This window comes from Janthinobacterium tructae, assembly GCF_006517255.1.
Classification (GTDB): domain Bacteria; phylum Pseudomonadota; class Gammaproteobacteria; order Burkholderiales; family Burkholderiaceae_D; genus Janthinobacterium; species Janthinobacterium tructae.
The window spans coordinates 2,825,313-2,841,044 of record NZ_CP041185.1; the positions used below are offsets into that span (position 1 = coordinate 2,825,313).

General features: G+C 67.1%; 11 protein-coding genes. 4 read left to right on the top strand and 7 right to left on the bottom strand.

All coding sequences use genetic code 11. The annotated features are described in order from the left end of the window. Positions 1–12: 12 nt before the first annotated feature. The 3 genes from FJQ89_RS28055 to FJQ89_RS12280 are packed head-to-tail and all read left to right on the top strand — an operon-like array spanning position 13 to position 5,261. The gene (locus FJQ89_RS28055; RefSeq protein ID WP_168208447.1) at positions 13–1,668 is read left to right on the top strand and encodes a caspase family protein; all 1,656 of its coding nucleotides are present in this window, start codon (positions 13–15) and stop codon (positions 1,666–1,668) included. Further along, a complete protein-coding gene (locus FJQ89_RS28610) occupies positions 1,665–4,868 on the top strand; it encodes a CHAT domain-containing tetratricopeptide repeat protein (protein ID WP_168208448.1) in 3,204 nt (1,067 codons plus the stop codon). Before FJQ89_RS28055 ends, FJQ89_RS28610 begins: the two co-directional genes overlap by 4 nt. 42 nt (positions 4,869–4,910) lie before the next feature. Then, on the top strand, positions 4,911–5,261 hold the full coding sequence (locus tag FJQ89_RS12280) for a hypothetical protein (RefSeq protein WP_100876674.1): 351 nt from the start codon (positions 4,911–4,913) through the stop codon (positions 5,259–5,261). Between the two features lie 65 nt (positions 5,262–5,326). On the opposite strand, the gene FJQ89_RS12285 is transcribed toward FJQ89_RS12280, so the two are convergent. The 4 genes from FJQ89_RS12285 to imuA all read right to left on the bottom strand — a co-directional run bounded on the left by FJQ89_RS12285 (position 5,327) and on the right by imuA (position 9,078). Then, entirely contained in the window at positions 5,327–6,085 is a 759-nt protein-coding gene (locus FJQ89_RS12285; RefSeq protein ID WP_099762723.1) for an alpha/beta hydrolase family protein, read from the bottom strand. Positions 6,086–6,154: 69 nt separating this feature from the next. Beyond that, a complete protein-coding gene (locus tag FJQ89_RS12290) occupies positions 6,155–6,859 on the bottom strand; it encodes a glutathione S-transferase N-terminal domain-containing protein (protein ID WP_141170387.1) in 705 nt (234 codons plus the stop codon). Positions 6,860–6,950: 91 nt separating this feature from the next. Further along, on the bottom strand, positions 6,951–8,438 hold the full coding sequence (locus tag FJQ89_RS12295) for a Y-family DNA polymerase (RefSeq protein WP_141170388.1): 1,488 nt from the start codon (positions 8,436–8,438) through the stop codon (positions 6,951–6,953). After that, on the bottom strand, positions 8,368–9,078 hold the full coding sequence (imuA, locus tag FJQ89_RS12300; protein ID WP_141170389.1) for a translesion DNA synthesis-associated protein ImuA: 711 nt from the start codon (positions 9,076–9,078) through the stop codon (positions 8,368–8,370). The genes FJQ89_RS12295 and imuA overlap by 71 nt, the downstream gene beginning before the upstream one ends. A gap of 217 nt (positions 9,079–9,295) precedes the next feature. Between imuA and FJQ89_RS12305 the strand changes: the two genes are divergently transcribed. Further along, complete coding sequence (locus tag FJQ89_RS12305) at positions 9,296–10,561, top strand: putative Na+/H+ antiporter (protein WP_141170390.1); 1,266 nt, start codon at positions 9,296–9,298, stop codon at positions 10,559–10,561. A gap of 195 nt (positions 10,562–10,756) precedes the next feature. On the opposite strand, the gene FJQ89_RS12310 is transcribed toward FJQ89_RS12305, so the two are convergent. From FJQ89_RS12310 to FJQ89_RS12320, 3 genes are all read right to left on the bottom strand, one after another. Further along, positions 10,757–12,790, bottom strand: coding sequence for a GNAT family N-acetyltransferase (locus FJQ89_RS12310; protein ID WP_141170391.1), 2,034 nt, complete (start codon positions 12,788–12,790; stop codon positions 10,757–10,759). An 83-nt stretch (positions 12,791–12,873) separates the two neighbouring features. Beyond that, positions 12,874–14,088 (bottom strand): MFS transporter, encoded by a 1,215-nt coding sequence (locus FJQ89_RS12315; protein ID WP_141170392.1) that lies wholly within the window; start codon positions 14,086–14,088, stop codon positions 12,874–12,876. 283 nt (positions 14,089–14,371) lie between these two features. Beyond that, positions 14,372–15,631: an extracellular catalytic domain type 1 short-chain-length polyhydroxyalkanoate depolymerase gene (locus FJQ89_RS12320; RefSeq protein WP_243136532.1), complete on the bottom strand. Its 1,260-nt coding sequence runs from the start codon at positions 15,629–15,631 to the stop codon at positions 14,372–14,374. Between the last annotated feature and the right edge of the window lie 101 nt (positions 15,632–15,732).

Consider the following 15,732-nt stretch of genomic DNA (forward strand, 5'->3'; position numbering starts at 1 on the left):
GGGCGCTCACTAATGCTGAGTTACCTGCTGAGCGGCGCGGCGCTGGCCGGCGAACGCCACGCGCTGCTGATCGGCGTGGGTGCCTTGCCCGCCATGCCGCGCAGCAGTTGGCTGGGCGGTCCCACGGCCGACGTGAACGCCATGCGCGCGGCGTTGCGGCAACAGGGTTTCGCCGATGAACATATCTACAGGCTGGCCGATGATGCGGGCGCCAGCCAGGCGCCCACGCGCGCGGCCATCCTGGCGCGCCTGGCAAAGCTGGAAAAGACGCTGGGCAAGGACGATGTCCTGCTGCTGTACTGGTCGGGCCACAGCGTGCTGCTGCCCGTCTATCCGGGCCAGGCAGCCGCGCCGCAGGGACGGCGCACGCGCTTGCTGACGCGCGACAGCCAGGTCAGCCACCAGGGGCGGCAGCTCGATGGCGGCGTCGGCAGCAGCGAACTGGGGCGCGCCATCGATGCGTTTGCCGCGCGGCAGACACAGGTCGTGGCCATATTCGATACCTGCCATGCGGCGGCCGGCACGCGCAGCGGCGACGGCCTGGCGTGGCGGGGGCTGGCGGCGAGCGACATCGGCTGGCGCCCGGCCCCTGACAAGGGCACGCCACCAGACGAAGCGCAGGCGCGGCCCCGTTATGTCGCCTTTTTCGCCGCCGAAGCCCAGCAACGCACGCCGGAAGCCGCCACGGCCGCCACGCCGGGTCTGGCAGCGGGCTTGTTTACCCGGGCCGTCATCGCCGCCTTGCAACGCCAGCCACAAACCTATGCCATGTGGGCCGGCGCCGCCACGCAGCAATACAGGAGCGCATTGCAGGCTTACCAGCTGCCCCGCTCCGCCTGGCCTTCGCCCGTGTACGCGGGTGCGCTCGACGCACCGCTGTGGCAGAGCGGCGGTAGCGGCCTTGCGCCGCTGTGGCCCGTGCAGCGCGATGCGCAGGGCTGGCATGTGCCGTATGGCCTGCTCGACGGCATACGCGAGGGCGACCTGTTCCGGCAGGCTGGCGCGCACTGGCGCGCCGCCACGGTCGGCTGGGGAGAAACGCGGCTGACGCTGCTACCGGACAGTGCGGGCGCCGCAGCGGGCTGGGCCAGCCGCACGCCCGCGCCGCTGCCTGCGGGATCGATACGTCCGGGCAAACAGGGAGAGCGTCTCGCCGCCCTGCTGGCGCTGCCCGCCACGCCGGGCCCGCCCCTGCTCGACGCGCGCATCGAACTGACCCTGCCGGGCAAGGCGCCGCGCCAGCTGGCATTCGCCGATGGCGACCTCGGCGTGCTGCCGGCCGGCACGCGCATCCGCCTCAGCGTGGAAAACCGCAGCGCCGCTTCCGTCGACCTGGGCCTGGCGCACTTGCCGCAGGACGGCCCCGCCGCGCGCATCTATCCGACCCTCGACGGCGACAGCAACCGCATGCCGCCCGCCATCGGCGCCGGCATCAGCCGCATCGAGCGCAGCTTCGTCGTCAGCGGCCCGCACTTCGGCGTGGAATGGCTGGCGCTGGTGGCGGCACCGGCGGCAAATGGCACCCTGCCGCGCCGCTTCGCCATCATCGAAGCGTTGCCGGCCCTGCTAGCCACGCGCGGCGCGGCCAACGTTGCGCTCCCCGTGGCGGCAGCGGGCAACCCAGACCAGGCCCAGGTGGCCCGGCTGTCCTGGCGCTCCGTCCAATGAAGCGCCTCGTCCTGGGCCTGCTGCTGGCCGTATCGGCCTTGCCGCAAACGGCATCGGCCGGCACCTGCCAGGCCGTTATCGCGCCATGGCTGGCGCAGGCGAACGATGCCAACGACAAGGAACTGCCGGCCGTCTCGCTGCCCCTGTTCCAGCGCAGCGTGGCCGCTTGCCGCGCGGCAGACGACCGGGCCGGCATCGCCACCGGTCTGCTGGGCGCGGGCCAGAGCCTGCACATGCTCAACCGCTACGCCGAGAGCGAACAGGCCTTGCTGGAAGGCTGGGCCATCCGCCAGGCGCTGGACGACGGCGATCCCGGGCGCGAAAGCATGTACTACCCGAGCGAACTGATGTACCTGTACCGCCAGTGGAGCCGCTTCGACCTGGCCTGGCAATGGGGCGACATCGCGCTGGCGGCGAAAGCCCGCCTGATCGGCAAGGACACGGTATCGTATGGCACCAGCCTGTCCAACCTGTCCGGCGTGGCGCTGCAGACCAAGGAATATGCGCGCGGCCTGCCGTATGCGCGGCAAGCCATGCAGACGTGGGCCCGCACCTCGGGCGAGGACAGCACCGACCATGCGTGGGGCATGCGCGACGTGGGCGTGCTGCTGCTGCGCATGGGCCGCATGGAAGAAGCCTACGGCTACCTGGAGCGCGCCTACCGGATACGCCTGGCGGCCTTCGGCGAAAACCGCACCGAGACGCAAACGAGCGTGACCGACATGGCCAACTGGTACACCCTGAGCGGCAACGACCGCCAGGCGCTGGCGTTCGCCCAGCGCGCGCTGGCCATGGCGGTGCAGCGTTCGGGGGCCGACTCGATGCAGGCCAGCGTGGCCCTGAACCGCCTGAGCGGCATCCACCTGCGCCTGGGCGAAAGCGGCAAGGCATGGCAGGAGGCGGAGGACGGCCTGCGCATCCGCCGCGCCCTGTTCGGCGACCGTCATGCCAACACCGTCAGCGCCTGGCAGGACGTGGCGTTGACGGCGCTGGCGGACAATCAGCTGGGCCGCGCGGAAGTGGCCGCCGCCGCCGCGCTCGAGCATTGCCGCGCCGTATATGGCGAGGCCGCCGCCACCTGCGCCGCGCACCAGCTCGCGCATGGCGGCGCGCGCATGGCATTGGGGCAGTACCAGCAGGCGCTGGAAGCGGCGCAGGCGGCGGCGCGGCTGGCCATGTCCGGCGGCCAGCCGCTGCCAGCCGACGAAGCCGATGCGCTGCTGCTGGCGGCGCAGGCACAGGCCGCGCTGGGACTCCAGGACGAGGCGGAAACAGCACTGGCCGGCCTGGAGGCGCGGCTGCTGCAAACGCCTCCCGCCACGGCCGGCATGCTCGACACGGTGCGCCAGGCGCGCCTGCTGGCACGCGCGGAGCACGCCGGCATCGGTGCGGCCGAACTGCAGGCGCTGGCGCGCGAGGCGGGCGCCATGGCACAGCAGCTGGCCGCCACGCGCGGCGCGGCCCATCCCGCCCATGCACAGGCCTTGCTGGACGCGGCCGGACTCAATGCGCGCGCAGGCGATGCCGCCACGGCGCGCTCGCAGTCGGCACGCGCACTGGCCATCGGCATGGCGACTGAACAGAGCATGCTCGAAGCGCGGGCGGCGGCGCAGCTGGGCGCGCTGGAACCGGACGCGGCCGGCATTTTCCTCGGCAAGCAGGCGGTCAATGCGCTGCAAGCCACGCGCGCCGGCACGGCCAGCCTGCCCGTGCCGCTGCGGCAGAGCTTTGTGCGGCAAAAACGCGCCGCCTACGGCCAGCTGGCGGACCGCCTGCTCGACCAGCGCCGCATCCACGAAGCGGAAACCGTGCTGGCCATGGTACGCGAGGACGAATTCCACAGCCTGGTGCGCAGCGCCCCCGATCCGCGCGCCACGCGCCTCGGCTACACGGGCGCCGAGGGCGAATGGCAGCGCCAGTTCGAAGCGCGCGCCGCCGCCCTGCGCGCAGGCGCCCAGGCGCTGGCCGCGGCGCGCGAACGCCAGGCGCAGGGCGTGGCGCAAGCCGACGACGCATGGCGGCGGGCAAACGACGCCATGGCGCGGCTGCTCGATGGCGCCACCGAGGCGCTGGCGGTGCTGCCGGCCGGCAGCGTGGCCACGCCCGCGCCGGCCGGCAAGGCTGGCATGGCGCGGGCCGAGCCGCTCAAGCGGGGCGTGCTGCACCTGACTTATCTGGTGACCGACACGCGCCTGCGCATCGTCGCGCAGCGCGGCGGACGGACCGGCAGCACCATCCACGACGTGGCCATCGACGAGCGCGCGCTGGCGCAGCGCATCGCCCGCCTGCGCCGCAGCGCGCAAGATCCGGGACTTGACGCGCGCGCCGATGCGCAGGCGCTGTATGCGCTGCTGCTGGCACCGGCCAGCCGGGAACTGGACGGCGCCACCTCGCTGTCGCTATCGCTGGGCGGCGTCTTGCGCTACCTGCCGTTCGCCATGCTGCATGACGGGCGCCGCTGGCTGGTCGAACGGCTGCCCGTCTCGCTGCATGGCGAACAGGCTGGCGCGCAAGAAGCGCCGCGCCGCGCGCCATCGCTTGCCCTGTTCGGCCAGACGCGCGCCAGCGGCGAACTGCCGGCCCTGCCCTTCGTGCAGCGCGAACTGCGCGCCGTGCAGGCGATCGGACACGCGGCGCGCATCCCCAGCCAGATCTACCTCGATGGCGACTTCACCGGCGCGGCGCTGCAGCGCGCACTGCCCGCCAACAGCAGCGTGCACATCGCCAGCCATTTCGTGCTGCGCTCGGGCGTGGGCGCGGACTCCTACCTGCTGCTGGGCGATGGCGGCAAACTCAGTCTGGCGGAACTGGCGCAGGACGGCTACCGCTTCGCCGGCCTGGACCTGCTCACCCTGTCGGCCTGCGAAACGGCCGTGCCGGCCGGCACCGATGCCACGGGACGCGAACTGGAAGGCCTGGCCTGGCTGGCCCGCCAGCGCGGCGCGCGCAATGTGCTGGCCAGCCTGTGGCGCGTGTCGGACCAGTCGACGGCCACCCTGATGGGCGATTTTTATGCGGCGCTGGCGCAAGGCAAGGGCAAGCCGCAAGCCTTGCGCCAGGCGCAGTTGCGGCAGATTCGCGCCGCCCGGCACGCCGTCACGGCGACGCGGGGCCTGACGCCGCTCGACGCCGCCGGCGGCGGCAGCGACGCGCGCGGCCATCCCTTCTACTGGGCCGGTTTCATACTGCTCGGCTCCTGAGCGCCACACGACGGAAGGCCGTTTTTGGTGTATGCTGGCGGCATGAACAATGACACCGACATCCAGCTCAGCGGCCCCTTCAAGGCCATCGACGGCTCCGGCCGTGCCCACGACATCAAGGCCATCCGCATCTTCGACGAAGGCTACGGCATCATCGACGTCTACGTCGATTTCGCCGCTCCGCTCGAAGCGGGTGCCTACAAGGACAAGACCCTGGTCGGCCACATCCTGGCCCGCTTGCGCAGCCTCGGCTACGTGGGCCCCGACTTCGGTCACGGCGACCTGGGCTTGCAAGACAAGAAACTGATCGTCCTGGAAGCGCCGGAAGAGTTTTCCGCCTTTGCAATCAGTAAAGGCTGGAAGGATCTTTCCGCAGAATTTGACGAGGACTGATCCGCTCTTCCCCATCTGCGCCGTACCCGCATCTTGCCGGTACGGCGTTTTTCATGGGCGGCGATTTATGCCAGGTAGCGCGCGCTCCAGGCGGCAATCACATTGGCGACATACGCCGCATCATCGCGCCCCGTCAACAAGTGATCGGCATCGTCGAGCGACACAAAGCTTTTCGGGTGCTTGGCGGCCGTAAAGATATCCATCGCGTTCGACAGGCTCACCGTCGTGTCGTTGGGCGCGTGCATCACCAGCAGGGCGCGGCGCAGGCCGGCGATGTGGGCCTTCAGGCTGTGGCTGCCCGCGTCGTCGACGAATTGCTGGCGGATGCGAAATGGCCGCCCTTCCAGCTGCACCAGCGCCTCGCCCTCGGCGGCAATCTGCTCCAGGTGCGCGCTGAACATGCGCGTCACGTAAGCGGGCGTGCTGGGAGCGGCCAGGGTCACCACGGCGGTTGCTTCCGGCACTTGCGCGGCAGCGGCCAGCACGGCGGCGCCACCCAGGCTGTGGCCGATCAGCAATTGCGGCGCAGCATGTTTTGCCCGCAAGAAATCGGCGGCGGCCAGCAGGTCGTCGACATTCGACGAAAAATTGGTGGCGGCAAACTCGCCCTCGCTGGCGCCCAGCCCCGTGAAGTCGAAGCGCAGCACGGCGATGCCGTGCTGCGTCAAGCCTTGCGCGATGCGCCGCGCGGCCAGCACGTCCTTGCCGCAGGTAAAACAGTGGGCGAACAGCGCGTAGGCGCGGATGGCGCCGTCGGGCGCGTCGAGGCGCGCCGCCAGCACATGGCCGTGCGCACCGGGAAAATCTTGCCGGGTGGATTTCATTGTCTCAGATCAAAGCTGCCGCGCAGCGCGGCCGATGGCGCATTGTAGCGCCGTCAGGCCACAGCTGTTTTAGCCACGCGATGGGATGTCGACACCCTTGATGACGGCAGGCCGGGCCAGGAAAGCGTCCAGCGCGCGCTGCACGTTGGGGAAATTGCCAAAGCCGACGAGCTCGCCGGCGCCATAGAAACCCACCAGGCAGCGCACCCACGGGAAGATGGCGATGTCGGCAATCGTGTACTGGCTACCCATGATCCAGTCGCGGCCCTGCAGGCGCTGCTCGAGCACGCCCAGCAGGCGCTTCGCTTCGCCAAGATAACGTTCCAGCGGACGCTTGTCTGCGTAGTCCTTGCCGGCGAATTTATGGAAGAATCCCACCTGGCCAAACATGGGGCCGATACCGCCCATCTGGAACATCAGCCACTGTATCGTTTCATAGCGCAGGCCCGCGTCCTGCGGCAGGAACTTGCCCGTCTTCTCGGCCAGGTACAGCAGGATGGCGCCCGATTCGAACAGCGCCAGCGGCTGGCCACCGGGACCGTCCGGGTCGAGGATGGCGGGAATCTTGTTGTTGGGATTGAGCGACAGGAAGGCGGGCGACAGCTGCTCGTTCTGCTCGAAACTGACCAGGTGCGGCTCGTACGCCAGGCCCAGCTCTTCCAGCAGGATCGAGACCTTGATGCCGTTCGGCGTGGGCAGCGAGTACAGCTGCAGGCGCTCGGGATGCAGTGCAGGCCATTTTTGGGTGATGGGGAAGTCGGAAAGTTGGGACATGGAAATCCTTATTCAAGTGGTTGACGCAGCGCAAGCAAGAAAGCAAGAAAGCAAGTATAGCCAAGCATGGCAGTTTCAGCAGGACAGCGCATCAGCCAAACAAGCCATGCAAAAACCAGCGCGGCGCGGCGTCTTCGCCGCTGCCGGCGATGCGTTCGCGGTAGACCCAGTAATGGGCGTGGTCGCGTCCTTCGGCAATAAAATAATCGCGCGCCTGCGACTGGCCCCACCAGCCCGCCTCGATGCGCTCGGCGACAGACACCATTTTCAAAGGCGAGCCATAAAAGGGCCGGTGCTCGCGCATCAACAGGGCGATGGGCTGGGCCAGCAGCCAGCCGGGACGGGGCATGCCGGGCAAGCCGGGCGGCAAGTCGGGCGCCGCGCTTCTTGAAACGGGCTTGGCCGGCAGCGGCAGCCACTGGTTGGCCGCTTCGGGCCGGTAATCGGCACGCGGCACTGCCTGCAAGACATTCTCGGCGCCCAGGCGCGCCACCAGCAACTCCATCAGGCGCTGGCGCTCCTGCGGCGTGCCGCCCGGCTCGGGAAACAGACTCTCACTGGGCGGCGCCATCGGCTGCACCTGCAGCGCTTCCAGGGTCAGGCCGATCACGGGTGCGTCCAGCACCAGCTGCGCCAGGCGCTCCTTGAGCAAACGCACCAGGTGCTCGTCGCGCCAGACGGCCTCGCCCAGCGCCAGGTCGATGACGGTGGGCGGGCGCGCCACCCTGCCCCGCTCGTGCGCCAGCAGCAACTGTATGCGCTCGACGGCAAATTGCCGCGCGCACAGCCAGCCCGTCATTTGCTGCAACAGGCGGCGCGCACCGAACAGCAGCGCGTCCGCGTGCTCGACGCGGTCGAACAATTCCAGGCTGGCGCGGAACGTGGGCGGCGCTTCGAGCCAGACGAACAGTTCCGTGCTGTGGCCATGCGCGTCGTCGAGCATCTCCAGCACGGCGGCGCCGCAGCGGCGCTGCAAGCCGGGCCGGGGCAAGTGGCGCAGCTGCCCCAGCGTGCGGCAGCCGATGCCCTCGAACCAGTCGAGCCAGGGGCGCGCAGGCGGCAGCAGGGCGCACGGCAGGCGGTCGAGGCGGCGCACCAGACTGGCCATGCTCAAGGTCCGGCCCCGGCGCGTACCGGCGCGCGCCAGCAGCCAGGCGCCGCGCGCCGTGGGGGCGCACGACAGCTGGGCCGTATAGCCCAGCGCGCGCAAGCTGGCCGCGATGTGCCGGCACAGGGCGCGCACGCCGCCGAACAGGCGCAGGCTGGCGCCCGCATCGACCAGCAGGGTCGCTTCTTCGCCCTGCGCCACCAGCGGCGAGTATTGCAGCAGCGCCAGCGCCACCGCTTGCAGGGCCTGCGCTTCCAGCTCGGGCGAGCGTTCATGCAGGCGCGCCTGCGGCGCCAGCATCAGCGCGCCGGCGCGGCGCATGCCCGGCCGGATGCCGGCCGCCCGCGCCAGCGGCGACAGGGCCATCACTTGCTCCTGCTCCAGCACCACGCCCAGCTGGTCAGCCGACCAGCGCGGGCAAAATACTTCGAGCGGAAGCCGGGGCAGGCACAGGCCGATCCAGAGTCGCATGGCGTAGCAATAATGAAGGAGGTTGCAGGGGCAGGAACAGGGGCGCGTCGCGCTGCGGTCCCCGGCGCTTGATGAAGCCGATCTCGATGCCGCCGGCGGCCGGCCGCACGGACAGGCGCAGCGGCGCGGGCGACGCATCCTGCGCGCCGTGCAAGGGGCGCAGCATGCAGAACAGGGTGTTGCCGCCTTGCGCGGCCAGGTGCAGCCGGCGCAGGCTGTCGGCGCGCACGTGCGACTGCCAGAACAGCAAGGCGCCGCAACTGCCGCTGCGCAAGATGTTTTCCGCTGCCCACAAGGCATCCTTGCTGCCGGCGCTTTTGAGCCACAGCAGTTGCGACGGCGCCAGACCCTGCGCGGCCAGGGCCAGCGCCTGCGGCGGATGGGGCGGCTGCAGCAGCACGATGGGCAAGCCCGGCAGCTGCGCCAGCGCGGGTGCCAGCAGCCGCAATTCTCCACTGCCCGGCTGCTGCACCAGCAGATCGATGAGGCTGCCGCTGGGCCAGCCGCCGCCGGGCAGTTGCGCGGACAGCGCGGCAAAGCCCGTGTCCAGGCAGCGCGTGGCGCCCTGCCCCAGCTGCGATGCGCGCCATAAAGACGGGTGCAAGGCTTCCGGCGAGGCCATCAATTGGGAATGTTGCATAAGTTGTTGTCTAACTGAAATCAAGATAAATACTGTATGCATATACAGTACTATCCACCCCTGCTTTTGGCAAGGCTTATCTGTCAGATAGCGTGCCCGGGACCGCTCCGCCATGTCCGAAAAACCCCGTTTTTGGCATCGATTGCTGTACCATAAGCACTCTCCTTACCGCCTGGCAAAGTACCAGTCGGCTCATTCCGTCCATAAGGAAACGCATTTGACCACCATCCAACTCATCAGCGCCATCGTCTTCGGCCTTGCGCTCATCCACACCTTCGCCGCCAAGTCGTTTGAAACCCTGGCGCAGCGCCATCCCCGCCACGGAGGGCTGCTGCACTTGCTGGGCGAAGTGGAAGTCGTGTTCGGCTTCTGGGCTTTCATCTTGATCATCATCATGGCCTTTGTCTCGGGCGGCGATGCGGCCATCGAGTATGCCGAATCGCGCCAGTACACGGAACCGCTGTTCGTCTTTGTCGTCATGGTGGTGGCCGCCTCGCGCCCCGTGCTCGACGCCGTGCAGCGCCTGCTCAAGGGCGTGGCGCGCGTGATGCCGCTGCGCACCGAACTGGCCCTCGTCTGGCTGGGACTGGCGCTCGTGCCCCTGACGGGCTCGATGATCACGGAACCGGCCGCCATGACCCTGGCCGCGCTGATGCTGGCGCCGCAAATCTTCCGTCCGGGCATCCCCGAATGGCTGAAATATGGCGCGCTGGGCGTGCTGTTCGTCAACGTTTCCATCGGCGGTACCCTCACTTCGTACGCGGCGCCGCCCGTGCTGATGGTGGCCACCACGTGGAACTGGGACAGCGCCTACATGGCCAGCCATTTCGGCTGGAAGGCCGCCATCGCCGTGCTGGTCAATGCCACGGGCGTGAGCATATTGCTGCGTAAATATCTGCACAGCAATACCTCCGATATCAAGCCGAAAGCCGGTGAAGTGGAAGCGCCGAAAGTGCCGCTGGCCGTCAGTCTCGTGCACATGATCGTGCTGGCCGGCGTGGTGGCCCTGGCGCACCATCCCGTGCTGTTCTTCGGCCTGTTCCTGTTCTTCCTCGGCTTCGTGCAGGCGTATGAGCGCTATCAAAGCCCGCTGATCCTGAAAGAGGGTTTATTGGTCGGCTTCTTCCTGGGCGGCCTGGTGGTGCTGGGCGGCATGCAGCAATGGTGGCTGCAACCCATCGTCTCCAGCCTGGAACCGCTGGCCCTGTTCTTCGGCGCCCTGGGCTTGACGGCAATCACCGACAATGCGGCCCTGACTTACCTCGGTTCGCTGATCGTCGGCATGACGGACGAAGCAAAATACATGCTGGTGGCTGGCGCCGTGGCCGGTGGCGGCCTGACCGTCATCGCCAATGCACCGAACCCGGCCGGCGTATCCCTGCTGCGCCGCGGCTTCAAGGATGAATCGATCGGCGCCGTCGGCCTGCTGGCCGGCGCCCTGCTGCCGACGGCCGTGGCGGCCCTGGCCTTCCTGGCGTTGTAGTCACCCCAGTGCGGCGGCCCCCCTGGCCGCCGCTTTAGAGCCTGTCCCAGTAGATGAATACATCCCCTGCTGGCGCCCCTCAGAAGCGGGGACTGCGTTGATCGTCGTCGCGTGGCTCGCCACGCGTCCTCCTCACGCCTTGTCCACACTCCTGATGAACTGCCAGCAGAAGACGCTCCCTACTGGGATAGGCTCTTAATCCCCTTCGTACACGAGGAAATGCAGCCGGTCATAAAACAGGCTGTAGGCATAGTCGAACGTGCCCACGCTGCGAAATCCCTTGTGCCGATACACGTGCAGCGCTTCGCTCTTTTCCCATACCGTCAAGCTGATGCGCGCGCAGCCCTTGCGGCTGGCCAGGTCGCGGATGGCATGGAACATTTGCCTGAATAAACCCTGACCCCGGTATTTCTCGTCGATGGCCAGGCTGCTGACGAAACAGTCGTCGGCGCGCGCATGTGCAAGCACGAAGGCGTCATACGCATCGTCGAGCGCCTTCATGTCGTCGCGGTAATATGAAACGGCGCCGCAGGCCTGAAACTCGTCCATCGTCGCGGCCGTGAAAAAGCCGATGAAGCGCCCATCCTCGTCATGCAAGCCATGGATGTGCGCCAGATACGGGTCGATGTTCTGCCGCCGCTGCAGTTCGACGAACTGCAGATTGAGTTTATTACCGAACGAACAGTATTCCAGGTAACTGGTGGCAAACAGCAATTTGGCCATGCGGTTCTTCGTCTCGTCACCCAGCAGTTCGCCCGCCACCAGCTTGAGCGGCGCATGCGACAACAAGTCCGCCTGCGCCTCGTCGCCCAACGGCGCGGTATCGCCGATGGCCGGCATGCGGCTGCCGTGGCGGCCCACGGTGGGGCGCCAGAAAGCGCCAGCGGCAATATGCTGCGAACGGTGGGCCAGCAGGTAGCGGCAAAAGACGGCATTCACGCGGTCCAGCTGCGGGTCGTCCGACAGCACCGAGTAATAGTGGAAGTGATCGATATCCGCCCGCAGCTGGGCCGCATACGCCATGCGCGGCACTTCCTCGATGTCGAACACGTCGACGATGTCGGGCAGGCGCAAAGGATCGTCGAGTTGCCAGTCGAGTTCATCGAGCCGTGCCACGCAGCGCGCATACGCGCACCGTTCCTCGTCGCTCAAGGGGATGTGCATGTCGGTAATGATATCGTCCAGCAAACGCATGCCGCGGATGCCGCCCGCCACCGCCTCCCGCACGCCGTCATACAGCACGCAATAGCGCTGGTAGAACTCGGCATGGCTGAGCAGAGTCACGCCCAGGTTTTTCTTCCATTCGGCATAGAACTGGCCGAACAGCTGCGCTTCAAATTGCGGGCAGGAACGGGGAATTTCCCCATCGATACCCGCATACGCGAGGTTCACATTGCGCTGGATCACACGCAGCGCGGCGTCGTTCTTCTTGGCAATCAACATGCCCGTTTCATCGAGAAACAGATTCATCCAGCTGACATGCCGGCGCTCTTCGCTGTCATCAGCGTTGCGCTGGAAGTAGTCGGGCACTTCCGGCGTCATCAGGAAAATCGTCGCCGGATTGTGCGGGATCGTATCGACATCCATGTACATGCCGCCGTATTCGCACATGATGAGGATGCGGAAATAATCGGACAGGGTGGCGAAGTAGCGCTGCGTATGCAGGGTATCGAGGATATCGAAGCGGGCAGGTGCGAAATCGAGCGCCAGCGCGCGCAGCGAGTTGATATGCAGCGTCGTGCCGCCGATGGCGTAGCGGCCTATCGTGTAGCGCCCGGCACCGCCCGTGGGGCTGAAACGCGCGTCATGGCGCAGCTGCTGCGCATCCCAGACCCACAGGATGGAGACATACGGCGCGCCGCCGTTGTGCCGCACCTCGTCGAGCGCCGCACCCCACTGCTGAATCGCTTCACAGGCGATGGCCGGCAGCGGCCCGCCCATCCAGATGCGGTGCAGGTAGCGCTCGTCGTCGCCCAGCGCGCGCGTGGGAATGCAGCTGAGTGAGGAGCAGCTTGCCGCATTAAAATACGTAAAATTGCCGGCGACAAAGCTGCGCAGGGCGGCGATGCCCGCCTGGTGCTCTGCGGCCAGCTGCGCCAAATCAATGCCGGCCGGCCGGACATCGGCCAGGGTGATGTAATCGAGTTTCAGCCGGTGGATGCGGAACTCGTATTCCAGGCTGAAAATCTTTGCTTGATCGTGTTTCGAGGCCAGGTCATCTATTTTCATGGGCGCACCATCTTTCGCAGGAGAGTGTCAATCAACGTCGCAGGAGGTAAAACAAGGGCGGGAACATGCGCAGCGTGGCGCCATCAGTGCCGGGCCAGCCGCACCTCGCTTTGCCGGCGCCCCGCCATGCCCCGCGTAAACAGCAGCAGGCAGGCGGCAATGACCACGATGACGGGGATATTGAGCAGCGCATACGTTTCCAGCGCATAGCCGAAGCGCTGGCACAGCACGTTGTACAGCTGCAGCCAGGCGGACAGATAAATGCAATACAGCAAGCTCATGGCGGCCGTCGTCAATGTCATCGATTCCTTGCTGGCCGTGATCGCGCTGCGGATCAGGGCGCCATTGAACAGGCCGAAGCCGATGGAATAGACAAACATGCAGGCCGCAAACACATCGACGTGGTGGCGCCCCAGGCCCGCGCCCAGCATGCCGGCCGCCGCGATCAGCCCGCCCAGGCGCAGCAGATGGACGAGCGGGAAATCCTGGCGCAGGCGCTGGATGGCGATGCTGCTGAGGACAAAGCCCGACAAAATCACGCATTGCAGCGCGATATACGTGGCGTAGGAGGCGCCCATCTCCTGCAGCACGAAGAGGGGCGAAAAGCCGATCCAGGCCGTCAGGGGCACGGTGGCCAGCCCGGCCGTGAACATGCCGAACATGAAGCGTCCGTTGCTGAAAATGGCGGCATAGCTGCGCACGATGGCGCGGCCATCCAGGCGCGGCTGTGTCGCCGTCGTGCGCGGCATGCTCTTGAACAGACCCAGCAGGGACAGCAGCGCCAGCAGGCCGGAGAGGAAAAACACGTAGCGCCAGTCGAGCCGGCTGATGATGGCGCTGCCGAGGATGGGGCCGGCCAGCGGCGCGAGGATGGTGGTGCTCGACAGAATGCTGCTGAGCTTGACGGCCGCCATGTCATCGAACAGTTCATGGATCATGGCATAGCCGATGAAAATGAAGCAGCAGCCCATGCCCTGGATGAAGCGCAGGGCGAGAAATTGCTCGATGGAATTGGCAAATGGCACGGCCAAGGTGGCCAGCAAGAACAAGGTATTGCCAGTCAGCACCAGCTTGCGCTTGCCGATCGTGTCGGCCAGGGGCCCAAGGAAAATCTGCAGAGAACTGCCGCCCAGCAGATACAGGCTCAGGGACAGGGGGACGAATTTTGCCTCCGCCTGGAACTCGTCGACGATGCCCAGCATGGCCGGCATGATCATGTCGTTCGACAGATAGATATTCAGTTCAAAGACGAGGAAAAACGCAAAAAACCACAGCAACTGCCTGGACTGGATGGACATGGTGCGTTCCGTAACGTGGGTGGCTGCCGTCAGTGCGTGCCGGTCGTCGGGGCATGGGACGGCGGACACGGATCACACTGAAAATGTGTACCAATTGTATACCAGTTAGGGGTTTTATCGCCTGTTTTTGTGATTTTTAAATACCGCAGCAATACCACTTGAAAAATGGAAGGCAGCACGGCATGCGCTGCCGTTGCCGAGGAGGGCACGGCCGGCGATGGGAAAAGGGAGAAGCGATGCGTACCAGTGCCTGCCGCGCCGTTGCGGCGCGCGGCAGGCTGGCTTAGCGGCGGCGGTGGCTGGCGAAGAAATCGAGCAGCATCTTGCTGGCGTCGGGCTTGGCCTTGTCATTGAACGGCAGGCTGGCGTCGCCGCCGCTCCACGCGTGTTCAAGGTGCTCGACCTGCGCCACGCGCAGCAGCACCTCCTGGCCCACCTGATAATCGTGCAGCGCATACGCATGGGCCGGATTGCGCCCGCCCGCAGCGCCGCCCGGCAGGCGCTGCGCCGTCACCAGCGTATCGGCTGGCAGGCGGTTCACGCGCACGCTCTGGCGCACCAGCTGCGTCTGGTTGATGGGCCGCACCACCTTGTCGGCCAGCCCTTGCAGCAGGATGGTCGGCAGGCGCGGAAACGCGGGCTGGCGCGCCAGCACTTCATCGATGGCCGCATCGGCGCGGGCGGCAGCGCCATGCTGCATCACGCCCAGCGCGCCGATCAGGTTATGCCCGGCGCCAAACACGGGCCCCGAATGCAGGCCCAGCGCGGCAAACAGATGGGGATGGTTCAGGGCCACGATATGCGCCATGCCGGCGCCGGCGGAAATGCCGCAGATATAGATGCGCGCGCGGTCGATCGCGTAGCGGGCCGCCACCTGTTCGATGGCGCCGACGATCAGGCGCACATCGCCGCCGCCCTCCTGCGTCAGCTTGTCGTACCACTTCCAGCAGCGGCGCGCATGCGAACGCAGCGATTGCTGCGGATACAGCACGGCATAGCCCTTGCGTTCGGCCAGGCGGTTCATGCGTGTGCCTTCGGCAAACTGCGTGGCGCTCTGTTCGCAGCCGTGCAGCATCACCAGCAGCGGCCGGCCCCGGCTGCGCATGGCGACGCTGGGCGCCTTTTCGGGCAGGTACAGAAAATACGCCAGGCGCCGGCCCGGCAACTGTCCCAGCTCCGGCAACGGCGCATAGTGGGCGGCCAGCCACTTGCCCGGCGGAGGCGCCGTTCGCTTGCGCACGCGCGGGGGCGACAGGGGCGTGGCAAACGGTGCCAGTGCGGGCACGGCGTCGCTGGCAGGCCTGGCGCGCGGCGTCGGCCTGGGCTTGGCCACGGTCTTGCTGCGGGGTTTGGGTTTGGGTTTGGGTTTAGGCGTGGGCTTGGCCGGCACGGGCCCGAACAGCACCTTGGCCAGTTTGGTCGCCGTGCGCTGCTGCGCCTTGCCGGCGCGCAATAGCCCGCGCAGCCACTTGGTGGCAGGCTTCACCATGGCAAGTGGCGCGCGTGTCGTGGTGGAGCGTACCGCCAGTTCATCCCTCTGCATCGTTGCATCGTCAGCATGTGCGGCCTCCTCCGTAGAACGCATAGAGTACCGCAATTGGCGGACAACACCGTACGTTTGCGCACGGATAAAAGTGCCGCAGG